Raw genomic sequence first — 22,216 nt, 5'->3', positions numbered from 1 at the left:
CGCCGGGCTTCCTACTCGCCATAAAAATGAACGTGACTGTCGGACACAAAATACATGTGTTCGCCAGTCACGTTCATTTTTACGGCTCGTATTCAGATGGCGGTACACTGGGATATTAACCCTCCGGCGCAGCTCCGCACCCAAAGCCAAGAAAGACCCCCACTGTTTCACTACAGCTTTGGCCAAATGGCTTATCTCTCACTATCCAATTCTAAAACTGAACTACCTCTTTAATCGGCTCTGCAGGCACGACGGACTGGGCATACAGCACCGGTCCTTCTCCCTCATAATCCTGCCAGTATTCACAGGCCACCGTCGCTCTTACGGTTACCCACTGCTTTGTTTCTAAGTTTCTTGCCTCCCTGGCTTTGCAGATATATCCAAGGAACGTCATATCGTCCGCACAGCAGGTCATGGCCATACGCCCCGGCACAAAATAATTCTTGGGGAAATTCGGAGATTTCAGCACCATGGCCGTGAATTCCACCGTTTTCCCCACATAACGTTCCGGCTTGTCCATGCAGTCAATGTACCAGATTCCATAGGCTTCCGGCGAAATCTTCACCACCTCGGCAGTGAGATCATAAGGCAGATCCGACTCTGAAATCTCTTCAATCTCGCCTTCCTCATCCTCAAAAACGATTTCACATTTCGTGTTCATGGATTTCAGCATTCTCTTATAAGTTTCCAAATCCTCAATTCCGTCGCAGCGGTTGCAGATTATCAATTCGCTGCCCCGCACCATAGCGGACAGAAGAGGCTTCATGTTTTTCACATAAAGGTCGAAGGTGGACATATCAATAATTGTGATCTGCTGATAGATGGTCCAGTCCTCTGGAATCTTTAAATCATCCTGATTCCACATTCCGTTCCACTCGATCAAAACACGTTCCGGATTGTATAAAAGCTCCAGCTCAAGCAGACGCTCCGGGCTAATATCCGCTAAACTGTCCGCATAAACCACGGAAGTTTTCGTGTTTTTCAGCAGCTCTTCATCATATTCCGTATCCCCCTCTTCACACACAATAAGAAGGGTTTTTCCCTCTGCCTGAAAATATTCCTGTTCCATAGTAAATGTTAGAAATTCTGTTTTACCGGCTTCCAAAAAACCATTGATAAGAAAAACCGGCATGATATCATCATCGATCATTGGTCCCATAATTAACTCCTGCCAAACGCTTTATTCAGCTCTTCTTCCTTTAAATTGGCGCCGATTACGCAGACTTTTCCTGTATAATCCGGTTCGCCTTTACGGATCTCATATTCTTCCGGAACCAAGTCAAAATACAGCCATTCTCCCGGATTCTCGCTTGGGAGCATTCCCTTCGCCCGAAGCACATCACCATACTTATTATCATAAGCCAAATCTTCCAAAATCTCTTTCAATTCATCCTGATCGCAGGGAACGATAGTCTCCATGCCCCAGCTTGTAAACACTTCATCCGCATGATGGTGGTGATGATCGTGATCGTGGCAGCCACAGCCGCATTCTTCCCCGTGGTCGTGGTGGTGATGTTCATGATCGTGGTCATGTCCGCAGCCGCACTCCTCGTCATGGTCGTGGTCATGATGTTCATGATCGTGGTCATGTCCGCAGCCGCACTCCTCGTCATGATCGTGATGATGATGTTTATGCGCCACTTCTTTTAACAGGTCTTCTTCCATAGTGTCCGGCTTTTCGATCAGCTCCAAAAGCTGTGCTCCGCTCAGCTGGCTGCATGGGGTGGTTACGATCGTAGCTTTCGCATTGTGTTCCCGAATCATTTCCACATCCATCTGCACCTTCTTTGCATCGGCCACATCGGTTCTGCTCAGAACGATTGTTCCGGCATTCTCAATCTGGTTATTGAAAAATTCGCCGAAATTCTTCATATACATCTTGCATTTTGCAGCGTCCACGATGGTAACCGCGCTGTTTAATACCACATCCAGATTGGAAGCCACGTCGCGGACTGCCTTCATAACGTCTGATAATTTGCCCACTCCTGACGGCTCGATAATCACACGTTCCGGTTTATATTTTACCAGTACTTCTTCCAGGGATTTTCCGAAATCTCCCACTAAAGAGCAGCAGATACAGCCTGAATTCATCTCACGGATCTCAATCCCGGAATTCTTTAAAAATCCGCCGTCAATGCCGATCTCGCCGAATTCATTTTCAATCAGTACAACCTGCTCTCCGGCAATCGCTTCTTCCAGTAATTTTTTAATAAATGTTGTCTTTCCGGCTCCAAGAAAACCGGAGATAATATCAATTTTAGTCATGATAGATCATTACCTTCTTTTCTGCTATTTTCTTCTATATTATTATGTTATCCTATTTTGTCACAAACTAATCCGAAAGTCAAGCATATGGAAAATCCCCTGGGCAGCCGGAAGAAATGCAGCGGGAGAGGCTGCATTGCTTGCCCCTCTCCCGCTGTATTTTCCGGCCGCCCAGGGGAACCCTTCTGTCCGGCGAATCTTTATATATTAAACAAGGATTCGCAGCAGCCTTTCTATTTCATAAATCTCTTAATGCCCTGGAATACTTCATCACTGATGATGTGCTCCATCTTACAGGCATCTTCTTCCGCTGTTTCTTCGGACACACCTGCTACCTTCTGGAGAAATGAGGTCAGCAGCCTGTGGCGTTCATAGATGCCGGCCGCCTTTTCATGGCCTTTATCCGTCAATTCGATCTCTCCGCCATGTTCCATGGTAATGAAGCCCTCTTCCTTTAAAATCCCCATGGCCCGGCTGACGCTCGGTTTGCTGAAATTCAATTCTCTTGCGATATCAATGGATCTGACGGTACCATTCTTCTCTTTCAGCATCAGAATGGTCTCCAGATAGTTTTCTCCTGATTCGTACATGACGCAACCTCCCATAGAACTACTTCCCTCTATCATATACGAATTTCCCCTTTTCGTCCAGTCCTCTTTTCGCGAGCCGGGTCCGCCTTAACAGCAGCCGGGCTTTATGCGCTGGCGCATTTATTCCTGCTCTGCTCCGCACACTGGCCTGCGCACGGATCGGTGCATTGGCCCGCATAATCGCAGGAAATCCGGTACATATTCTTGCGGTGGATCAGTCCTGTTTCTTCCAGAGTTTTTACCATCCGGTAAACAGTTGCCATCCCTATGGTCGGATCTTTCTTCAATGCCTTATAATACATTTCCTTACAGCAGCAGCACTCGTCCTGCAGGATAATGTCGATCAGCAGCTGTCTCTGGCTGGTAATCCTGCAGCCGTTCTGCTTCAGTGTCTGTAAAATATATGATTTCTGTTCTTCTTTTGTAAGTGCCTGTGTCGGATTCATTGATAAGGTCCTCCCTTCTTGTTCAGCTTATTAGAATATTAAGCTGCCTGCTGTGTTGATAATTAACGCTACGATATAAGCAGTCAGCATCTGGAACCCAACCGCGCGGAGCGTCCATTTCCAGGATCCCATCTCGCGGCGGATCGCGCCTACTGCTGCGAAACACGGCATGCATAATAAGTTAAATGCCATATATGAGTATGCCGAAACTTTTGTAAATACTTCCGAAATTGCCGGAAGCGCCTGTTCTCCTGCCATAATGGCTTCCACAGTCTCTTCATTGACACCGCCGAACAGCTGTCCGAAAGTTGCAACGATATTTTCTTTTGCAATCCACCCGGTTACCACGCCAACGGATGCTCTCCAGTCTGCAAAGCCAAGCGGAATAAAAATCCATTTAATTGCATTTCCGATCGAAGCCAGGAAACTCTCTTCCATATCGCACATGCCGCTGAAATTGAAATTGGATAACAGCCAGATTAAAACCGTGGATGCAAATATGATTGTACCTGCTTTAATCGCAAAACCTTTCACCTTTTCCCATGCATGAATGAGAACGCTCTTTAATGTAGGAATACGGTACTGAGGCAGTTCCATAATAAAGTTGGAAGTGTCGCTCTTAAATGCAAATTTATTTAAAATAAGGGCGCTGAGGATAGCGACTGCGATACCCAGCATATAAACGGAAAATATGATCGCCGTCTGGTTGCTGTCTGCAAATAACGTGACCGCAAACATGGCGTATATCGGAAGTTTTGCACCGCATGACATAAATGGTGTGATCATCATGGTGATTTTACGGTCTTTATCGCTTTCCAGCGTTCTGGAAGCCATAAGAGCCGGAACAGAACATCCAAATCCCATCAGCATAGGAATAAAGGAACGCCCTGACAATCCAAAATGGCGGAAAATCCGGTCCATTACAAAGGCCACGCGCGCCATATAGCCGCTGTCCTCCAAAAAGGATAAGAGCAGGAACAATACGAGCACTAACGGCAGGAATCCAACTACAGCGCCGATCCCTTCCATAACGCCGTCAATTACAAGGGAAAATGCCCACTCAGACGCGCCGGCTGCCTCTAATCCGGCCTCTAACACTCCGGTCAAAGCTCCCCAAAGCTCTTCCACCACGCCTGCCAGCCATACGCCGGGACTTGGAAGTCCTTCTATAAATAAGAAGTTCTCACTGAAGGTAAATGCAAACAGCAGATACATCACTCCCGCAAAGATCGGGAGAGCCAGGATACGGTTGGTTAAGATCTTATCCAGCTTATCCGATTTGGTTTCCTGATTGGTGCGGTGTCCCTTTTTCACACAGGACTTCACCACTTCGGAAATGTACCGGTATCTGTAATCCGCGATTTTCGCCTCCGCGTCTCCATCGGCATTTTTATTCGCCGCTTTTACCAAAGTCTCAATCGCAGCTTTTTTATCTTCCGGAACCGTTTTACCCACAACTTCATCATTTTCAACCAGCTTAATCGCTTTCCAGTTGTTCTCGTCGGAATCCGTGCCGCCCAGAATATCGGCGATAGAATCGATAGCATTGGCTAACTCATCGTCAAAAAGCTCCACTTTTTCCGGTTTATGACCTGACTTCGCCACCTGGATAGCTGCGTCCATCAGCTCATGCATTCCTTTTCCTGATCTTGCCACAATCGGAACTACCGGAATTCCTAAGGTTGAAGAAAGCTTTTCGCAATCGATCTTATCTCCCCTTGCCGCAACCTCATCCATCATGTTTAAGGCCACAACCATGGGAATGCGTGTTTCCATAATCTGTAAAGTCAGGTAAAGATTCCGCTCAATGCTGGTGGCATCCACAATATTGATCACCGCATCCGGCTTTTCTTTTACTATGTAATCTCTGGCAACAATTTCTTCCGCCGAATATGGTGATAAGGAATAGGTTCCCGGAAGATCCAGAATGGTAACTTCCTTATTTTTCTTATAGATACCGTCCTTTTTGTCCACAGTAACTCCCGGCCAGTTTCCTACATGCTGCCTTGAACCTGTGATCTCGTTGAATAATGTAGTCTTTCCGCAGTTTGGATTACCTGCTAATGCAATTGTTATACTCATTTCTTCCTCCAGTTCCGCCCCTTTGTCATACGCCTGAGGGCGCCATTTAGTTAGTTTTAGCTAACCTTTTGCCATTATTTTAACTCGATCTGCTGTGCCTCTTCCTTGCGAAGGCTCAGCTCATAGCCTCTGACATTGACTTCGATCGGATCCCCCAATGGAGCCACTTTTACCACTTTGATCTCAATTCCCGGGGTAACCCCCATATCCATAATTCTTCGTTTCATCGGACCTGTCGCTCCGATGGAAGCGACGCAGCCCTGCTGGCCTGGTTTTAAATCTCTCAGCGTCATCGCATATCCTCCTAGTCTTCCACTATAATCTTGTTGGCTAATGCCTTATTCAAAGCAATTTTCACGCCTTTTACTACTAAAATCATTCCGCCGGCATTTTCCCCAACGACTCTGACCGCTTCTCCGGGAATAAAACCAAGATCCTGAAGATGTCTCTTCATCTCTTCCTGACCGCGAAAACCGCTGATTCTCTTTGTATCTCCCTGTAAAACCATAGCTAATGGCATAATCACCGCTCCTTTATTATATTTCTAATTTGATATTGATTATCATTTTCTAGGTTATCATACGCTAACTTTTACTTTTTGTCAATGCTTTTTATTAATTATTTTTTCTCAATAAGGAGGTTTTTAACGTAAAATGGGAATTACTGGTATGTAAATTTCTCCCATTATTGGGATAAAATTCAGCACAAAACCAGTAATTCCCTATTCCGGCCGCTCTATGGAGCCCCTATCGTAAATCCAAAAGCTCTTTCATACCTGCCGGCCTCTCCCGGAACATCCTCATCCAGAACTGTTTTCACAATTATATAATTTCCGTCCTCCAAGCTGCCGCACAAACGGCTCCAATCCGCCGTCCATTCCACCGGATTTCCCCGTTTAGACATATAACCAATGCTGTGAAAGTTCATATCTTTTGGCAGAAGATCCTTATATGTGCCGTCTTCCTCTTTCTGCAGTCTGTAATCATCTCCGAAGATAATGTTTAAATCGGTTTCATTTTCCAGGCGGAGCTTAATGGAAGTGGGGGTAATATCGCTTTCATCCGCATTCATTCTGACTCCTCCCGGCAGTCCAAATGATTCTGTCAGCCCGTTAATCGCCCTGACCTTGAGCCCCTGTGATGAAAAATCTTCATTCATAGCTTCTATGATCCAAACACGGCCTGTTTCACCAAGCATGACTCCGCTCCAGTTGCAGAACATCTCCTTACAATCCTCTTCTTCCAGCTCCACAAAGAAATAGGGATTCAGCTCCGTTTCAAAATCAGCGGCCAGAAATTCCTCTCTGGAATTATAAGTCACTCCATCCACAGTAATCGGATAACTGAGCTCTTCTGCTAATGCGTTCCAATCCTGGGTCAGCAGCTGCTGTTTCACCCGTTTCGCAAACTGTTCCACATCAGCTGCCGGAATATCGGTTGCCAGACTATAAAAATCCTCATCCGCCGGCTCCTGATCCGGCAGCGCATCGGTTAAATCTACCGGATTAAAATTGGTATCTGTCCCCTGGGCCGTATGCCGGTTTACATTGTAATCCGCCCTTGTCACGCCATGCGCACCGTCTTTTCCGCCATCAACTGCATCGCCAAGCCATATGGACACTCTGCTGTATGTACCCGGCAGTTCTTCAAGTTCCGCAAGCTGAAGCTCTGCGCCTTCCGTTTTAAGATAATAGGCCTTAGCCATATTGATCAGGTCTTCATCTGAATATCCAGATGTATGAGCAGACGCTCCCTCTGAATTTTTTTCGGCAAAGCCCTCTGTTATCGCCGCATCTCCATTTTGGGTTGATTCCGTCTGATTTTCCTCTGCTTCCGGCAGGGGATAGGATGGATCTTCTTGGGACTGCGGACTTGCTGTACTGCCGTTTTCTGCGGCTGTTGCATTGCCAATGGCCGAAGACGTTTCCTGAGAATCTAATTGTCCTTTGCTGCATCCGCAGAGCAGTGTCAAGCAGATTATGCACAGGCATAGATTCTTTTGCCCTTTATATTTTATCTTTTTCACAGTACCAGCTCCTTTTAAGCGAATAAATGCATTTGTTGTTTTTGATTCCTTTATTCGCATTATAATGGAATGATCGTGAGAATTATAGTGGGGCATTTCTTAAAAATACTTACAGTATTAATATATTTCTTCCTCACACCACCTTCAGCCATTTTTTCGTTCTAAACCGCCCAACGCACATCACGCTCTTTACAATGCGGTCGCATTTTAAAAATACATAAATCCAAAACGGAGAAAAGCCCCATACAAATGCCGCCACAGCACCCAAAGGTATGGATAAGATCCACAAAAACAGCACATCCGCCACCATTAAAAACCTGGTGTCGCCGCCTCCGCGCAGAACTCCTTTCGTCATCACGTTGCTGATCGTCTGAAATACTACGATAAGCGCAATCGCCATCATCAGCTGAGTAGTCACAGCCTTTGTTTCCTCAGTGATGTTATAAAGCATCAGCATAAACGGACTTCCCGCCACAATGAATACACCTCCGGCGACGCCGATAATAATTCCCAGCATCAGGAATGTTACCCCCTGCTCATATGCTTTGTCTTTATCCCCGGTTCCCAGCGTATTTCCGATTATCACCGCGCTGGAACTGCTGACGCCCTGGATGAATACGGTGCTGATCTGAACTACCACATTGGTGATCGCGTTAGCCGTAACAAATGCCGTCCCAATGTGCCCCATCACGATGGAAGCCATATTATTTCCAAGCGTGAGCATCAAATCGCTGACAATAACAGGCATGCTGTAATACATGAACATCTTGATATCCCCGGAACAGTCCAGGAAAAAATCTTTGAACTGGTAGTTGATCTTCTTATCTTTTACCAGAAAATAGATGGTTATAACAGCCGCTTCCGTTATTCTGGCGATCAGGGTTCCGATGGCAGCGCCGATGATCTCCAGCCTGGGGGCGCCCAGCTTTCCAAAAATGAACACCCAGTTAAAGAAAATATTGATCCCAAAGGAAAACATGGAAGCATAGAGAGACACTCTCACCTCGCCCACGCTGCGCAGCACAATGGTCAGCGTTTTAAACAGCCCTAAAAACAGATAGGTAACAGCCATAATCCGCAGATACCCCACTCCGGACTCCACAATCCTCATATCTTCCGTATACACGCTTAAAATCTGATGTGGAAACAGAGACGTAACAGCGGTAAAGAAAACCGTCAGTCCCAGCCCGATCCTCAGCATGATGGTAATGATCCGTTTCATGCTGTCAATATCCTGCCTCCCCCAATACTGGGCGGTCATCACCGAAGCGCCGAACCCCATGCCCATACAGAGAACCTGAAAGATACGGTAGAACTGGGACGAAAGGGAGGATGCAGACAACTGCACCTCGCCAAATGATCCCAGCATTACCGTATCCATCATATTAATTCCTATAGAAATCACGCTCTGCATGGCAACAGGAACGGCAATCATAGCCACTTCTCTGTAAAATGCTTTATCCCTTACAAACAGTTTCATTCAAACACCCTTTTTTCCTGTAAAAACAGATCAATATCCCTGGCAATCTGCTTGGGATAACGTTTACACAGCCCATGATCCGAATCCTGATACAAAATGGTCTTAGACCCCTTTACTGCACTGCCTGTGCGCACCATATTGGCCGTGGTGGAAATAGGATCGAACATGCCTCCCAGAAAAATGCACGGCAGGTTTATTTTTTCCAATTCCCGGATCAGTTCCTCTTCCGTTGAAAGGTCGGGAAATGGTTTTTTAGGTGATATCAGCCGTTCAGCCGGTTCCATATTCAGGAAGTCCTCATACTTTTCCTTCGCATTTTCTATAAATTCGGCCAGTTCCTCTTCGTTCATATAAGACGGAGGATTGGCACAGTCCCTGTGATAACGCTCCAAACTGTACGCCTTCCATTTTTCTTCATCCAACGCATTGTCCAGGGTTCTCTGGCGCTCTGCTCCTGTGTCATGGCCGTCTTTGGAATGGGGGCCGCATACCACTCCGGCAAAGCCAATTAAAACCTCCGGCTGTCTGCGGATGATATGCCAGCCCACCCCAGAGCCATGGGAAACGCCGGTATATACAAACTTCTCCACGCCAAGGGCTTTGGCTGCCTTTACAATATCCGAAGCCCAGATATCGTACCATTTCATTCCGTAATCTTCCGTCACATGGGTGGACTTTCCATATCCCCGGAGCTGGATTTCGATTACGTGATAGCCCAGGTCCGCCAGTGCGGCGGTATAGGAGCTGGCGTGTTCAATCCGGGAGCGGGAAGAAAAGATATACTTTTCTCCGGCTCCCCGTTCTTCATAATAAATTTGTACTCCATCATCAACTTGTATGTAAGGCATAGGCCATTTCCTCCTGGTTTATATTTTTAGCAGAACCCGTTTAACAGCACCGGGTCAATCCTGACGCCTGCATTCTTCTGCGGATCAATCATAACCCGTATTTCTACGCAGTCCCCATCAAATCTGCAGCAGACTTTATCCGTAGCCATCCTTGATTCGCTGCGGATATAGAATGTAAATTCGTTTTCCTTTGTCCATGCGCCGGTATACAGATTTGCTTTTGAGCCTGGAATGGCGTTTAAACGGAAATCACTGGGCTTCTTTAAAAAATAAGGTTCATTTTCCAGCCACTCCCCGTTTTTCCCTATCACGATCTTTCTATCGTCCATACAGACGGCTGCCTGACTGTCCGAAAACTCAAACCGCACCCTCTTCTTACCGTCCTCATTACAGGAAAGGCGGTAATCTCTGCCCTGTACTTTTTCTTCCATAGGGGAAGACGTCTCCCCTCTCGGCCCAAGATTCAGATGTTCCAGGCGGTCTTTCAGACGCGCACAGACTTCCGGTTTTTCCGGAAGAGGCCGTTGATAAACTTGGAACATCACATGAGTATAAAACAGATGCATCAGGATGCCTTCTCTCGGCTCATTGGCCATTATGGAAGCCGTCATTTCAAATTCCGGAAGCACAAGGGATTTTTGACTTCTGCCCCCGGACAGCTTATAACCGCCGATGGCATTTCTTCTGGTATGAAAACCGTAGCCATTGCAGGCTTTTTCCACATATTCAGCCGGAACCCTGGAATCCGCCGGAGTGGGGATATGGCACTGGCCCATCATATCGGCCAAGTCAGGTCTTAACAGCTGTTTTCCCTGATAACTGCCGTGGTGATAGAGGAAATCGGCCAGTTTTCCAAAGGCTTCTATGGTGATGCTGATGGTAGAAGGATCAGGTTCTCCCTGTGTAGTCAGTCTGATATCCATGGTCTCTCCCATATGGGACAGCAGTTTTTCCTCCAGATAAGTTTTCAGATCCTTTCCTGTTCTCAGGCGGACCGCCTCCGATACCATGTGAGGCGTTCCGTTGTTATAAACATAAGTGCTGCCGGGACGGTAGGTCAGAGGAATCCGCATAAACGCTTTAACCCAGTCGTCGCTCCCCTTGATTGTGGAAAATACATCCTTATCATGTCCGGTGGACATAGTCAGCACATGATACATGGTTACCTGATCCATATGCTCAGGAAGATCCTCCGGCACACGGTCTGCAAACACGGAAACCAGCGGTTCGTCCAAACCGATCAGGCCGTCCTGCATGGCAAATAAAAATGCCAGGCTGCAAAGGGCTTTTCCCGAAGAATACATCCGGTGCATGCTTCTTTCCGTAAACGGCGCAAAGGTGCCGGCCACAAATTTCTCGTCCCACCGCCTCAGTTCCAGGCTGTGAATCTCAACTTCTTCTTTTTCACAGGCATCCAGAAAATTCAGGATGGACTGTGACTCTATTCCAAATGTTTCAGGCGCTTTAAATTGATATAACATAATTCTCCTTTCCACCGCACAATGGCGCGTGCAGATACCCCCTCCCCGATCACCACAGGCCGCTCCCATTGCAAAATGCCATGATGTGATTTACAACTTCCTTCCTGTGTTCTAAAAGCACATTGTGGGTGCCGTCGGCAAAGATCACCATCTCACTGTTTTCCACAGCCTTGCAGGAACGCACCATAGTGTCAATGGTGCTGATTGGGTCCATCATTCCTCCTATAATCAACACAGGAACCCGGATTTTTTTCAGTTCCTCAATCAGTTCTTCTTCCGTATCACAGTCCGCAAATGGCTTTTTAGGGTCCAGGCGGGCTACTTCCGGAGGCATGGTGACCCAAAATTCTCTCTGTTCTTCAATTGCAGCTTCGATCTTCTCCCTATCTGCCAGCCCCTGTTCCGCCAGTTTTCTCAGCGGCCCCGCCTGGCGGAACGCCTTGGCTTCCGCATAAGCTTTCCAGGTATCCGGATCCTCGCTTGCGCGGATCGTCTGCATGCGCGCCTCTCCGGTATCATGCCCGTCCTTGCTGTGAGGGCCCGGAACTCCTGCAAAAAATCCCCTCAGCCGCTCCGGGTGCATCCGGCAGATATGCCAGCCGATTCCCGAACCGTGGGAAATGCCTCCGTAAAAAAATTTATCGATTCCCATGGCATCCGCAAAATCGCAGGCATCCTGAGCCCAAACATCGTACCATTTTCCGCCCAAATCTTTGACCGCTTCTTTTGCCGCAGCCCCATATCCCCGAATCTGTACCTGAAAAACATGAAATCCGTGTTCTTCCGCCAAATCGATGGTATAGGCCACTTTGCTGTTATGGTTCTGCTGGCAGCTGATCAGATACCTATCTCCGCTGCCAAATTCATTATATCCCAGTGTTATTCCGCTTTTTAATTGTACAGTTTTCTGCATCACTGTTCTCCTTAACATTTTAGAAACTTTTCCGAGTAATCTTTGCACAACAAAGAATTCCTCTTCCAGGATTTTCTGCCTCATACTTCCATGATATAAAAAATGCCGGTCCCCGGAAAACTGGCCGGCATTTTTATTCTCATCTCTGTCAGACTGTCTTTGACTTCACCAATTTTGCTTTTATCTTATCTCCAAAAAGATTATATAAAAGGCTGATCACCGCCAGAATGATGAACAGGCAGGAAATCGGACGGGTAAAGAAATCCCAGATTCCGTGGAAGCCGTTTACAAGCCCCTGTCTCAGCTTGGTCTCCATAGACGCGGCCAGACAGTACGTAAGCATAAACGGAGCATCCGGTATTTCAAAATATCTCATTGCCATGCCAAGCAGGCAGAAACACAGGCAGATCACGACTCCTGAAAGGTTTCCCTGGCTGATAAACGCGCCCAAAAATGCGACGGCAATAATCGCAGGATACAAAAAATGGGACGGCACCTTCAAAAGCATTGGGAACAATGGCATTCCAAATACCTGGGCAAATAAAACTGCAACCGCTGCAAATATACAGCTCAGATAGAGCAGATAAACCACATCCGGGTAATCCCGAAGTAGGGTCGGACCGCAGGATATACCGTGGATGGACAGCGCCGTTATCATATAGATAAGAGCCGGTGATCCTGGGATACCCATGGAAATCATGGGAATAAGAGCTCCGCCGATTACCGCGTTATTGGTGGTTTCACATGCGATAATTCCGGCCGGTTCTCCATTTCCAAATGTTTCCGGATGTTTGGAACGGTTCTTTTCCGTGGCATAACAGATCATGGATGCAACCCCGCCGCCCAAAGCCGGTAAGAATCCGGTAAACACACCTACCAGGAAAGAACGAATGATATTTCCCACATTGGCAAGCAGATCGGCTGCCGGGAATTTATAACGGGAAACCTTCCCGGCTATGGAAGTGTCCACTTCTTTATTAAATGCGTATTCTTCAATGATCATACGGCCCGCTATGATACCCAGCATCGCCACGATCATGCTGACGCCGCCTAACAGATAGGTACTGCCAAATGTAAAACGTTTTGCACCGTCGATGGGGGACGATCCGACGCATGAGATGATGAGCGCCAATGCTACGGAAACGAATCCTTTCATCAGATTATCCTTTGACAGCGCCACTACCATGGTAATCGCAAGAAGCAGCAGGCTGAAATATTCCCACGGGCCCATTTTACAAGCAATGGTTGACAGCGGAATACATGCGATCATCGCAATGATAAGTCCCGGCAGCGTTCCGATAAAGTTACAGGTAACCGCAATGCTGAGTGCGCGCACGCCTTCGCCGCGCCGCGCCATCGGATATCCCTCCCAAGCCGTCGGAATGGAAGCGCCTGTTCCAGGAATTCCCAGCAGAATCGCTCCGATACATCCTCCTGATGTAGATCCTATGTAAAGGCTGGCGAGCAGTGCAAGGGCAAGACCCGGCTCCATTTTATAAGTCAACGGTAATATAATAACGGAAGCAGTACCCCCGGATAAGCCGGGAATTGCGCCAAGTATCATCCCAAGGACGCCGCCGCCGATGATATACAGCAGTCCCGTAGGGGTAAGTATCTGCTGCAGTGCTTCTGAAAAAGCTGACCAAACCATACTCTCACTCCTCTCCTATAATCCCAAAATTCCGGCAGGCACACGGATTTGAAATGCATACACATACAAACCATAAAATACTGCGCCAAAAACCACTGCATAAACCAACGCCTTCCACCAACTGATCTTTCCCCGGCAGAACAGCATAACCATAACAAAAATCGCAATTGGTGCAGCAAATTTCAATCCAAGAAAATACAGCCCTGCCAGATACAAAACATAGCAGCCAAACATCATCATCGCGCGTCCGAACTGAGCTCTTGTCATATACACCTTATCCTGACCTTCCAGTTTGTGAATAAGAAAGTAGATGCCGCAGACAGCAAAAATACCAGCTGCAATAAATGGAAATGTCCGTGGGCCAACCTTGGCGAATTCCTCTGTACGAATCTTTATCTTTCCTGACTCAAATACGATGAAAGCGGCCAGTAAAAGGCATACGATTCCAAGCTGGCGATCCTTACGCAGCTTATTCATAAATTCTTACCTCCAGTCAATTATTCTTTATTTCCTAAAACTTCTCCGATTTTTTCATATTCATCGTCGATGATTTCCCAACATTCTTCAATTGTCAGCGGCTCTAATATCTGATCCTGGTTCTCCATATATTCCTTTAAGATTTGTCCTTTTTCGCTTGGATTATCGCTGATCGCATCGCTGACGGCCTCATTCCATTTCGCATTGATGGCCTGTGCCAGGCTTTCATCGATATCATTTTTGCAGGCTAAGAACATAACGGAAGGAACTACACAGTCAGATAAACCTTTCTCTGCATAGCAAGGCACATCGGCTAATTCTTCTTTTGTAGAACGTTCATTGCTGAGAGCCACCACCGGAACCAGGTAATCGGCATATTCAATGGCATCTCTCTGATTCCAGAATACCACGTCCACAATACCGCCCATTAAGTTTGGTTTGGAATCGCTGCCTTCCGAAATCGTCATCTTCACATCAAGGCCGAAATGATCTGCAAATAAGGTTGAATATACTTCGCCAACCGTGTCAGGCGCATAAGCAAATCTCACTTTTCCCGGGTTAGCCTTACAGTAATCAACCAGGTCTTCCATGGTCTTTACATCAGGCAATGTAGTTTTGGATACTCCGATAAAGTTAGGTGCGCCGTTGGATGGAAGCATGCCTAAAACCTGGAAATCATTTTTCAGAGAGTAATCAAAGGTGCCTGTAATCTCACCGATTACCATTTCATTTCCCGACATATAAAAGGTGTATCCGTCTCCGCCTGCCGCATATGTTTTTTCCACGCATACGGCTCCGCCGGAGGTAGCATCAGATACCAAAAGGCTGGTGCCTCCGTCCTCAAAAACTATATCTAAAAGATACTGTTGGGAAAGGGTAACGCTTCCGCCTGCCGAGTTTCGGGTATAGAAAGTGATTTCCTTATCCGTAAAAGGCCATGCCGGAAGGTCTTTGGGCGCTTCCGTCTGAGTGCCTGTACCGGCCGCGGCTGCGGCTGATCCTGCTGCCGTTGTGTCTGCCGCTTTTTCGGTGCCTGCCGGTGCCTTAGCGCCTGATCCGCAGGCAGTGAGTGTTAATGCCATAGAGGCTGCCAGTAATAATGCGATTGTCTTTTTCATAATAATAACTTCTCCTTTTTTTTATTAAACGTGAAGGCATTTTCGAAAATGCCTTGAGGTTTTTATGTGAAACGCGAAGGCATTTTCAGAAATGCCTTGAGGTTTTTATGTAAAGCGTGAAGGCATTTTCAAAAATGCCTTCAGCCTGTATGTAAAAAACGCTTAAAGATACTCCGTCTCCTTAAACAGCGGATAAAATAATTCCATATCCCTAACCCTGACCCCATCAGCCACATAAGATTCCTTACTGATAATCATAGTCTTCCTGTCCTTCTTATCATACAGCGACCACTCCGGCAGCCCTGCTCCTTTTGGCTCTCCGCAGCGCACGAAATTCATCCAGGTTCTGCTTATCATATAAGCCAGCTGCGGCGATATCAATTCCTCATCCGCATGTCTAAATATTGCCTCATATTCATTGCCGTGGTGAGCTCTGTTTCCATTCTCCTTTCTCAGCATGGTATGGAACATATGCACCTCGCTGTGCCCTGACAGCGCCTCCGCCACTAAGTTGGCCGGTATCCTGAGCCAAAGGTCATTTTTGATGTCCATATATATCTCATCCAACGGCTTTTCCGGGTTATTTTCCCGGTAAATCTCAATGGCCCGGTCTAAATCCCCGATCTTTTTTCCACATTGGCGTTTGAGAAATTCATACTTTTCCTCCATGCTAAGAGGTCTGAACTGCTGGTCATACTCTCCGCAGCAGGTGCCGATAATCACATCGATTCCGGCCGCACAGCCTTCCGTCAGCTGTTTAAATCCGTCTTTCGGAATCACAATGTCATCCAGCACAACGGAAAATTCTTTTCGCTCAGAATTAAAAAATCCTGACTTCTGCAGTTTAACCTGAGCATCATAAATAGTTTCGGCCGGAATATTTAAAAGCTCATCCAGCGTGGGATTTCCCAAAATGTCAAAGAACACGTCCGCCGCCCCCAAACTGTCTTCCCAGGAAGTCGTTCCCACATCCACAGCAAAGGAACTGTGCATGATAGCCTTCTTAAAATACGGCCTGGAATCCTTCATCATCAGCTGGGCCGATATATTGCTGGAACCCGCAGAATGCCCGAACAGCGTAACATTGTCTGGATTCCCTCCAAAATCGGCAATATTTTCGTGAACCCATTTAAGGGCTGCCTGAAGATCCATCTGAGCCAGGTTATTGCTGTAACGGTACCGCCCGGCCTCATCTACCTTCGATAAATTAAGGGTTGCAAATACTCCCAAACGGTAATTGACCGTCACCAGAATGACATCCGGATTTTCACCGATCATCCTGTCGCCGTTATATAAGGGACGGCTTGCCCCTCCTTTTATGTAAGCGCCTCCATATACCCAGATGAGCACAGGCTTGTTCTTAGTAACCAGATCAGCCGTAAATATGTTTAAATACAGACAGTCTTCGCTTTTTTCCAGCCCCTTATATCTCTCATCCTCTTTGGACTGCATGGGTATAGGTTTAAATGCTCCCGCATCAAAGGTCTTTCTGCTGTTTGGAACCTCTCTGGGCGCCTGCCATCTCAACGGCCCCACCGGAGGCTGGGCAAACGGAATTCCTTTAAAAGCCAGAACGCCGTTTTTCTCTCTCATACCGAGATAAGTTCCCTTTTGAGTTGTAACTTTAGGTCTCATTATTTCCATCTTATCCCCTTCCTGCTGCTGCATAGGGCAGCACCTGCTATATCCGTTCAGTCTTGCCATTCCTATTCATGGCCCAAAATCCCATTCCAATGTATTGACTTATTAATATATATGTCTTAATATTAATACAGTAACGAACGGAGGAACGGAAAATGCAAAAAAAAGAAAGCAATTCATCTCAACAATCCATTGAAAGAGCTTTAAAATTATTAACAATCATGGGCGACAGCAGAACTGCCATGAATGTAACTGAAATTAGTAAATTACTTGGTATTTCCAGAAGCACTGCCTATGCAATGCTGAATGTCATGACAGATATGAATTTTCTGTCCAAAGATCGGGCCACAGGGAAATATTTCCTTGGATATGAAATATTCATACTGGGTTCTAAGTTCCGTATCAAATACAGTCATCTGCTCCCATGTGACGAATATCTGAAAGGTTTTGTAAAGCAAACCACTGTGCAGTTAAACCAGGTCAGTCTTACCGTTCTTCAACAGGATTATATGGTGCTGAAATTCCTGAGCAAAATACTCTCCTCTGCCATGAATGAATTTGCAGAACAGAGAATCATCCCGGCCTTTTGTACGGCCAGCGGCAAAGTGCTTCTCTCCTCCCTTTCTGAAGCGGAACAGAGAACTGCGTTGGAACATCAAAATTTCTACGCTTACACCGCCTCCACCATCACAGACCCGGAAAAAATACTTCAGCAGTTAAAAGAAATTGCCGATCAGGGATACGGGGTGGATATTGAAGAATTCTCCAACTTTGAGATTAACTTGGCCGCTCCTTTAAAGGACTATTCCGGTAAAACCGTAGCAGCCATCAACCTTTCCGTACCAAAACTGATCTACCAAAACCGCTACCAGGAATATATTCAATTGGTTATCGCGCTGGGGCAGGAATTATCCTCCCTCTTAGGATATCGGAATACCTTCTGATCGGTTTAATTTTACTATTCATCAACAAACTTTATAAAGATCAGGGGGTTCTCCCGGGCTTTTGGCTCTGCCGTAAGCCCGGGAGTTTTCCGTAAATGCTGCATCCCGGCTTAAAGGATGATTTTTACGGCACATTGTACAGTTATCTTTGTACAAGGTTTGGTTTTACATACAAAACATACAATAATTTTCCTTTTTTGTCAATATATGTGTATTGTTATTAAAGCTATATAATTTATATTTTTATTCATTAGTGTATTATTATTAATACACTAGCTTTTTAAACCATCTGCATTTTTAATGTTATTCTTCACCAAAGAAGCAAAAATTCGGAATATAATTTTTTTTAAAATATTTTATTTTTTTGTTCCAATAAGGAGTTTTCAAGCCCTTTGACACAGCAGTGAAACACAAATATATCGACAGTCCGGACAAATTCGGATTCCGCCGTATGATAGGACTGGTCCCCCTCAAAGGAATGCACAGCGATCAAATGGACAATGCTGTCCGGGAGTCCGGCCCTGTTAGCGATGATTGCCCCGGAAAGCGGATGGCGCATCAGATGATAATTATCACTGTGTACCACAGAGTTTTCACCTGCGGGCGCAAACTCTGTCAGCTTGCCGATGTCATGCAGCAGAGCGCCGGCTATCACCGTGTCACGGCAAAACGGAACATTATGGCGTGCGTAGTATTTCTTCATTTTGTCAAATTCCAGAATACACATCTCCGTCACATCGGTTACATGTTCGACCCAAGAAATGTCACACTCCTTCCAGTTCAAGGTGACAGGAACCGTATCAATATTACGCTCGGTCCATCCCCCCTGTTCCATGGCCTGCTGCATGGCCAGTTGGGATTTATACCTCAAGTCAGGGTCCTGAATCTCCAAAAATGCCGGAAAGAGGGACTCCAAATATTTTAAATCCACAGCAAATCCTCCTATTCTTTCAATTCAAATCAGAAACTTTTGATTGACAATATGAGCCGGTTCTTTTCCCTCTGCAAAGTCCAGAATATCCTGAACCAGCATAGGCAGGATGATGTCTCCAATATCGGCAGTGCCGCCGCCTATATGAGGCGTAACTATAATATTAGGGTTTTGCAGCAGGGCATCATCAGCGGAAAGGGGTTCATTTTCCACTCCGTCCAGTCCCGCTCCGGAAAGCTTTCCCGATTGAAGCGCCTCAACAAGAGCGCAGTCATCGACAAGACCTCCCCGGGCGGTATTGATCAGAATCACTCCCTTCTTCATATTCCGGAACTCTTCCTGACCGATCATATGCCTGGTGGATTCCAGCAAAGGCACATGGAGTGAGATAATATCAGATGTCTCAATGAGAGTTTTAAAGGGAACATAAGCCATAGATAACTCCTGCTCCACTGAATTCTGCAAACGAAATGTATCATAATACTGTACTTTGGCACCAAAGGCCTGAACCTTGGCAGCCACCTGTCTGCCGATATTTCCGCCGCCTATAAGACCCACCACCTTATTATTCAGGCAGAATGAACTGTTGAGGAAATCGTTTTTGCTCCATACGCCGTTTCTCAGACACTGTGTATGGCAAAGCAGCCTGCGCCCTACGGCCATCATCAGCATAACCGCCAATTCCGAGACCGCATTTGCGTTTGCACCGGGGGTATTTGTAACCAAAATCCCCCTTTTTCCGGCTTCTTCAATATCCACGGAATCAAAACCCGCCCCCCAGCGCAGGATCATCTTTAGTTTTGGATTGCGTGCGATCACACTCTTTGGCGCTTTAAAAATCCGAAGAATTAGAATCTCTGCATCCTCCATGCTATCATAATCCTGCTGCGTATCCACAACAGCCAGGTCAAATTGTTCCTTTGGAAGCATTGCATTCAGTTTCTCATAAGTACGAGCAGGGTAATTTCCTGCCAAGACTACCTTTCTCATCCTATTCCCTCCTGCCGCAGCATGTCTGCTATATCACAGATCATTTCCTCGGAAGGATTTTTCTGGTCCATGGCAGATACCTCCACAATCAACCGGAACAGACTCACCTGTTTTTCCCGGGCAACGGCTTCGATTTTTTTCACAAAGCCTGAATGACATCCGGACAATCCCAGAATCAGATCCAGCGGCGTAATAGGATTGTGGTAGTGATAATCCTCCATAGCCGGCTGCAGCTGTTTTTCAATAAAGTCCAACATAGAATACAGATCAATCTGTTTCATCTGTCCATAGCGCTGCATCATGGCCACACAAATTTCAGTGGCCAGATTGCCGGCGCTGCGCGCCATGCCCATAAGTCCACAGTCCAAAATCTTTGCGCCGTTTTGATAGGCGGCAATGGCGTTGGCAGCAGACAGACCCAAATTATTGTGTCCATGAAATGCGACCGGAATGGACACTGCCCGGGTCAGCTTACGTGTATATTCAGCCACCTGATCCGGAAGCATGGTTCCTGCCGAATCCATGATGGTAATTTCATCCAACCCGGCTGCTTCCAGCACTTTTCCCTCCTCAGCCAGCTGGTCCGGTGACAAAATGTAGGCTTTCATTACAGAATAGAAGGCTTTTAGTCCGGCAGCCTTGATATCCCGGACAGCAGGAAGAGCTATGCCGGCATCCCCAGCATCCGCACCTATCCGCAGGAAGGCCAGCCCACTCTCCTGGGCCAGCGCCACATTTTCCTCCCGGTAGCGTTTTGCATTGAGAAACATGCCCAAATCTGAGCCGCGGTCAAGATACTTCTGCGCAATTTTCAAATAGGTCTGATCAGTCTCCGCAGCGGTAAAGCCAGCTACCTCATAAGCTCCAATACCACCTGCATTTCCAAATTCAATAATTGGGACATGGCACGCAGTCAAACCGTTTAGCACCAGATCTGTAATGCCGGCCGAGAAGCCCTTTCCCACTACGTTTGCACCATCCCGCAAGGTACAGTCCATTAATTCAACCATAATTTTCCCTCCTAATATACCAAGACTTATTTCCTTTAGCGTATCAAAAAAGGTTTACAGTTTCTATCAGTTATTATGAAAGGATTTAACAGTTTAAAAGTTGTGAGGCAAATGGTTCTGTGGTATATTATAGCTATCACAAACTAAGGGAGGGGTATCATGGAGTTAAACTCATTTGCTATATTCTTAATGGTTGTGGAGGAAATGAGCTTTACCCGCGCTGCGGAACGTCTATATATCACCCAGCAAAGCTTGTCCGGGCATATTAAACGTCTGGAGGACAGTTATAATGTTAAGCTTTTTAAACGCCGTCCAACATTAAAGCTGACGCCGGAAGGGGAAGCCATGGTTTTTTATGCTTCGCAAATGCTTAATTCTGAGCAGGCTATGGTCTCCCGTTTTGCCGATTTGAGCCAGCAGTCTGCCGGTATCTTGCGCCTTGGTATCTCCCATCAGCGCAGCAGTGCATTCTTCCCTGGAATCTGGAGCCGTTATCACGCACAATACAACAATATATCCGTACGCCTTTACGACAAATTAACAAACCAACTGCTAGATAACCTGCAATCCGGCCAAATCGATATGATGATAGGACTGGATATTCCAGATCTGGCAAACCTTACCGTTATCACACTGGCACGGGAGCAGTTGTATTGTATCCTCAATGAATCTCTTTTGCGGGAGTATTTTCCCTCCGATTGGAAGGCCATGTTAGAACGATATGCAAAAGACGGGGTCAGCTTAATTGAATTGAAAGATCTGCCTTTGATTCTGGCGTCGCCCTCCAATCGTTTACGCCGTCCGATTGACCAATTGTTCCGTAAGAATAACACCATGCCGCATATTTCACTGGAAACCGCCTCACATAGTTTGCTGCTTCAATTGGGCTGCCAAGGCAGCGGAATCGCATTGGTTAATCCGCTGAGCATATATGAACAAATACATTTGCAGAGAGACTTGCCCTCCTGCTGTCACATATTTCTGCTGCGTGACTTGCCCGAAACCGCTGTCGCCCTTGCCTACAGAAACGATGTAAAACACCCCCAGTATGCCATGGGCATGATAGACGCTATTAAAGAGGAATTCGAACTTTACAATCAATTCTTGGATCATTTGATTGTTATTTAACGGGGTTGGCGAAAGATACGCCCGGAATCGGGAGGCGGAGCCGGAAGCCAACGGTCGGAAGGGCTGTCCGGGCCGGAGAAGGAAGATGCAGCCAAATGGGATTCGGGATTCGCCCCTAAGAGCTACTAAGGCCCGTAAGGACAGAACGAGGCAGGCCAGCGCCATTCGCAGTGAACTCTTGATGACTTCGCTGCTC

The 22,216-nt window shown here is 46.6% G+C and carries 21 protein-coding genes; 2 read left to right on the top strand and 19 right to left on the bottom strand.

What is annotated here, in order from left to right; all coding sequences use genetic code 11:
- Positions 1-211: 211 nt before the first annotated feature.
- The 16 genes from C0033_RS26285 to C0033_RS26210 form a co-directional block, all read right to left on the bottom strand.
- Positions 212-1,159, bottom strand: coding sequence for a GTP-binding protein (locus tag C0033_RS26285; RefSeq protein WP_103230826.1), 948 nt, complete (start codon positions 1,157-1,159; stop codon positions 212-214).
- A 2-nt stretch (positions 1,160-1,161) separates the two neighbouring features.
- Positions 1,162-2,265: a CobW family GTP-binding protein gene (locus C0033_RS26280; protein WP_103230825.1), complete on the bottom strand. Its 1,104-nt coding sequence runs from the start codon at positions 2,263-2,265 to the stop codon at positions 1,162-1,164.
- Between the two features lie 233 nt (positions 2,266-2,498).
- Positions 2,499-2,855: a metal-dependent transcriptional regulator gene (locus C0033_RS26275; protein ID WP_103230824.1), complete on the bottom strand. Its 357-nt coding sequence runs from the start codon at positions 2,853-2,855 to the stop codon at positions 2,499-2,501.
- 104 nt (positions 2,856-2,959) lie between these two features.
- Positions 2,960-3,301, bottom strand: a complete 342-nt coding sequence (locus C0033_RS26270; RefSeq protein ID WP_103230823.1) for a transcriptional repressor — start codon at positions 3,299-3,301, stop codon at positions 2,960-2,962.
- Positions 3,302-3,331: 30 nt separating this feature from the next.
- A complete protein-coding gene (gene feoB / locus C0033_RS26265; protein ID WP_103230822.1) occupies positions 3,332-5,383 on the bottom strand; it encodes a ferrous iron transport protein B in 2,052 nt (683 codons plus the stop codon).
- Between the two features lie 74 nt (positions 5,384-5,457).
- Positions 5,458-5,676 (bottom strand): FeoA family protein, encoded by a 219-nt coding sequence (locus C0033_RS26260; RefSeq protein WP_103230821.1) that lies wholly within the window; start codon positions 5,674-5,676, stop codon positions 5,458-5,460.
- A gap of 11 nt (positions 5,677-5,687) precedes the next feature.
- On the bottom strand, positions 5,688-5,903 hold the full coding sequence (locus C0033_RS26255) for a ferrous iron transport protein A (protein ID WP_103230820.1): 216 nt from the start codon (positions 5,901-5,903) through the stop codon (positions 5,688-5,690).
- A 215-nt stretch (positions 5,904-6,118) separates the two neighbouring features.
- A complete protein-coding gene (locus C0033_RS26250) occupies positions 6,119-7,408 on the bottom strand; it encodes an immunoglobulin-like domain-containing protein (protein ID WP_103230819.1) in 1,290 nt (429 codons plus the stop codon).
- Between the two features lie 133 nt (positions 7,409-7,541).
- Positions 7,542-8,888, bottom strand: a complete 1,347-nt coding sequence (locus C0033_RS26245; RefSeq protein WP_103230818.1) for an MATE family efflux transporter — start codon at positions 8,886-8,888, stop codon at positions 7,542-7,544.
- Entirely contained in the window at positions 8,885-9,736 is an 852-nt protein-coding gene (locus C0033_RS26240; RefSeq protein WP_103230817.1) for an alpha/beta hydrolase, read from the bottom strand. Before C0033_RS26240 ends, C0033_RS26245 begins: the two co-directional genes overlap by 4 nt.
- Before the next feature lie 26 nt (positions 9,737-9,762).
- Positions 9,763-11,217 (bottom strand): serine hydrolase domain-containing protein, encoded by a 1,455-nt coding sequence (locus tag C0033_RS26235; protein WP_180994912.1) that lies wholly within the window; start codon positions 11,215-11,217, stop codon positions 9,763-9,765.
- A gap of 49 nt (positions 11,218-11,266) precedes the next feature.
- Positions 11,267-12,130 carry an alpha/beta hydrolase gene (locus C0033_RS26230; protein WP_180994911.1) on the bottom strand — a complete coding sequence of 288 codons (864 nt, stop codon included), beginning with the start codon at positions 12,128-12,130 and terminating at the stop codon, positions 11,267-11,269.
- Positions 12,131-12,278: 148 nt separating this feature from the next.
- Positions 12,279-13,781, bottom strand: a complete 1,503-nt coding sequence (locus tag C0033_RS26225) for a tripartite tricarboxylate transporter permease (RefSeq protein WP_103230814.1) — start codon at positions 13,779-13,781, stop codon at positions 12,279-12,281.
- A 15-nt stretch (positions 13,782-13,796) separates the two neighbouring features.
- Positions 13,797-14,258, bottom strand: a complete 462-nt coding sequence (locus C0033_RS26220) for a tripartite tricarboxylate transporter TctB family protein (protein ID WP_103230813.1) — start codon at positions 14,256-14,258, stop codon at positions 13,797-13,799.
- Between the two features lie 20 nt (positions 14,259-14,278).
- On the bottom strand, positions 14,279-15,376 hold the full coding sequence (locus tag C0033_RS26215; protein ID WP_103230812.1) for a tripartite tricarboxylate transporter substrate-binding protein: 1,098 nt from the start codon (positions 15,374-15,376) through the stop codon (positions 14,279-14,281).
- 162 nt (positions 15,377-15,538) lie between these two features.
- Positions 15,539-17,020: a carboxylesterase family protein gene (locus C0033_RS26210; protein ID WP_180994910.1), complete on the bottom strand. Its 1,482-nt coding sequence runs from the start codon at positions 17,018-17,020 to the stop codon at positions 15,539-15,541.
- Positions 17,021-17,172: 152 nt separating this feature from the next.
- Between C0033_RS26210 and C0033_RS26205 the strand changes: the two genes are divergently transcribed.
- Complete coding sequence (locus C0033_RS26205) at positions 17,173-17,961, top strand: IclR family transcriptional regulator (protein WP_103230810.1); 789 nt, start codon at positions 17,173-17,175, stop codon at positions 17,959-17,961.
- Between the two features lie 346 nt (positions 17,962-18,307).
- Here the strand turns inward: C0033_RS26205 and C0033_RS26200 are convergent, their stop codons facing one another.
- Genes C0033_RS26200 through C0033_RS26190 form a run of 3 tightly spaced genes read right to left on the bottom strand, consistent with a single transcriptional unit; the run spans position 18,308 to position 20,892 of the window.
- Positions 18,308-18,892, bottom strand: a complete 585-nt coding sequence (locus C0033_RS26200) for an HDIG domain-containing metalloprotein (RefSeq protein WP_103230809.1) — start codon at positions 18,890-18,892, stop codon at positions 18,308-18,310.
- A gap of 24 nt (positions 18,893-18,916) precedes the next feature.
- On the bottom strand, positions 18,917-19,882 hold the full coding sequence (locus C0033_RS26195) for a 2-hydroxyacid dehydrogenase (RefSeq protein ID WP_103230808.1): 966 nt from the start codon (positions 19,880-19,882) through the stop codon (positions 18,917-18,919).
- Positions 19,879-20,892 carry a 4-hydroxy-2-oxovalerate aldolase gene (locus tag C0033_RS26190; protein ID WP_103230807.1) on the bottom strand — a complete coding sequence of 338 codons (1,014 nt, stop codon included), beginning with the start codon at positions 20,890-20,892 and terminating at the stop codon, positions 19,879-19,881. Before C0033_RS26190 ends, C0033_RS26195 begins: the two co-directional genes overlap by 4 nt.
- Positions 20,893-21,051: 159 nt before the next feature.
- Here C0033_RS26190 and C0033_RS26185 point away from each other — a divergent pair, with 159 nt between their 5' ends.
- The gene (locus C0033_RS26185; protein WP_103230806.1) at positions 21,052-22,020 is read left to right on the top strand and encodes a LysR family transcriptional regulator; all 969 of its coding nucleotides are present in this window, start codon (positions 21,052-21,054) and stop codon (positions 22,018-22,020) included.
- The last annotated feature ends 196 nt before the right edge of the window (positions 22,021-22,216 follow it).

This window comes from Clostridium sp. chh4-2 (assembly GCF_002899675.1).
GTDB lineage: Bacteria > Bacillota > Clostridia > Lachnospirales > Lachnospiraceae > CHH4-2.
This window is presented reverse-complemented; position numbering and strand designations above follow the sequence as displayed.

Excerpts from the sequence above, each read along its gene's own strand:
- C0033_RS26285 (WP_103230826.1), bottom strand. The coding sequence starts at position 1,159 with ATGGGACCAATGATCGATGATGATATCATGCCGGTTTTTCTTATCAAT.
- C0033_RS26280 (WP_103230825.1), bottom strand. The coding sequence starts at position 2,265 with ATGACTAAAATTGATATTATCTCCGGTTTTCTTGGAGCCGGAAAGACA.
- C0033_RS26275 (WP_103230824.1), bottom strand. The coding sequence starts at position 2,855 with ATGTACGAATCAGGAGAAAACTATCTGGAGACCATTCTGATGCTGAAA.
- C0033_RS26270 (WP_103230823.1), bottom strand. The coding sequence starts at position 3,301 with ATGAATCCGACACAGGCACTTACAAAAGAAGAACAGAAATCATATATT.
- feoB (WP_103230822.1), bottom strand. The coding sequence starts at position 5,383 with ATGAGTATAACAATTGCATTAGCAGGTAATCCAAACTGCGGAAAGACT.
- C0033_RS26260 (WP_103230821.1), bottom strand. The coding sequence starts at position 5,676 with ATGACGCTGAGAGATTTAAAACCAGGCCAGCAGGGCTGCGTCGCTTCC.
- C0033_RS26255 (WP_103230820.1), bottom strand. The coding sequence starts at position 5,903 with ATGCCATTAGCTATGGTTTTACAGGGAGATACAAAGAGAATCAGCGGT.
- C0033_RS26245 (WP_103230818.1), bottom strand. The coding sequence starts at position 8,888 with ATGAAACTGTTTGTAAGGGATAAAGCATTTTACAGAGAAGTGGCTATG.
- C0033_RS26240 (WP_103230817.1), bottom strand. The coding sequence starts at position 9,736 with ATGCCTTACATACAAGTTGATGATGGAGTACAAATTTATTATGAAGAA.
- C0033_RS26235 (WP_180994912.1), bottom strand. The coding sequence starts at position 11,217 with ATGTTATATCAATTTAAAGCGCCTGAAACATTTGGAATAGAGTCACAG.
- C0033_RS26230 (WP_180994911.1), bottom strand. The coding sequence starts at position 12,130 with ATGCAGAAAACTGTACAATTAAAAAGCGGAATAACACTGGGATATAAT.
- C0033_RS26225 (WP_103230814.1), bottom strand. The coding sequence starts at position 13,781 with ATGGTTTGGTCAGCTTTTTCAGAAGCACTGCAGCAGATACTTACCCCT.
- C0033_RS26220 (WP_103230813.1), bottom strand. The coding sequence starts at position 14,258 with ATGAATAAGCTGCGTAAGGATCGCCAGCTTGGAATCGTATGCCTTTTA.
- C0033_RS26215 (WP_103230812.1), bottom strand. The coding sequence starts at position 15,376 with ATGAAAAAGACAATCGCATTATTACTGGCAGCCTCTATGGCATTAACA.
- C0033_RS26210 (WP_180994910.1), bottom strand. The coding sequence starts at position 17,020 with ATGGAAATAATGAGACCTAAAGTTACAACTCAAAAGGGAACTTATCTC.
- C0033_RS26205 (WP_103230810.1), top strand. The coding sequence starts at position 17,173 with ATGCAAAAAAAAGAAAGCAATTCATCTCAACAATCCATTGAAAGAGCT.
- C0033_RS26195 (WP_103230808.1), bottom strand. The coding sequence starts at position 19,882 with ATGAGAAAGGTAGTCTTGGCAGGAAATTACCCTGCTCGTACTTATGAG.
- C0033_RS26190 (WP_103230807.1), bottom strand. The coding sequence starts at position 20,892 with ATGGTTGAATTAATGGACTGTACCTTGCGGGATGGTGCAAACGTAGTG.
- C0033_RS26185 (WP_103230806.1), top strand. The coding sequence starts at position 21,052 with ATGGAGTTAAACTCATTTGCTATATTCTTAATGGTTGTGGAGGAAATG.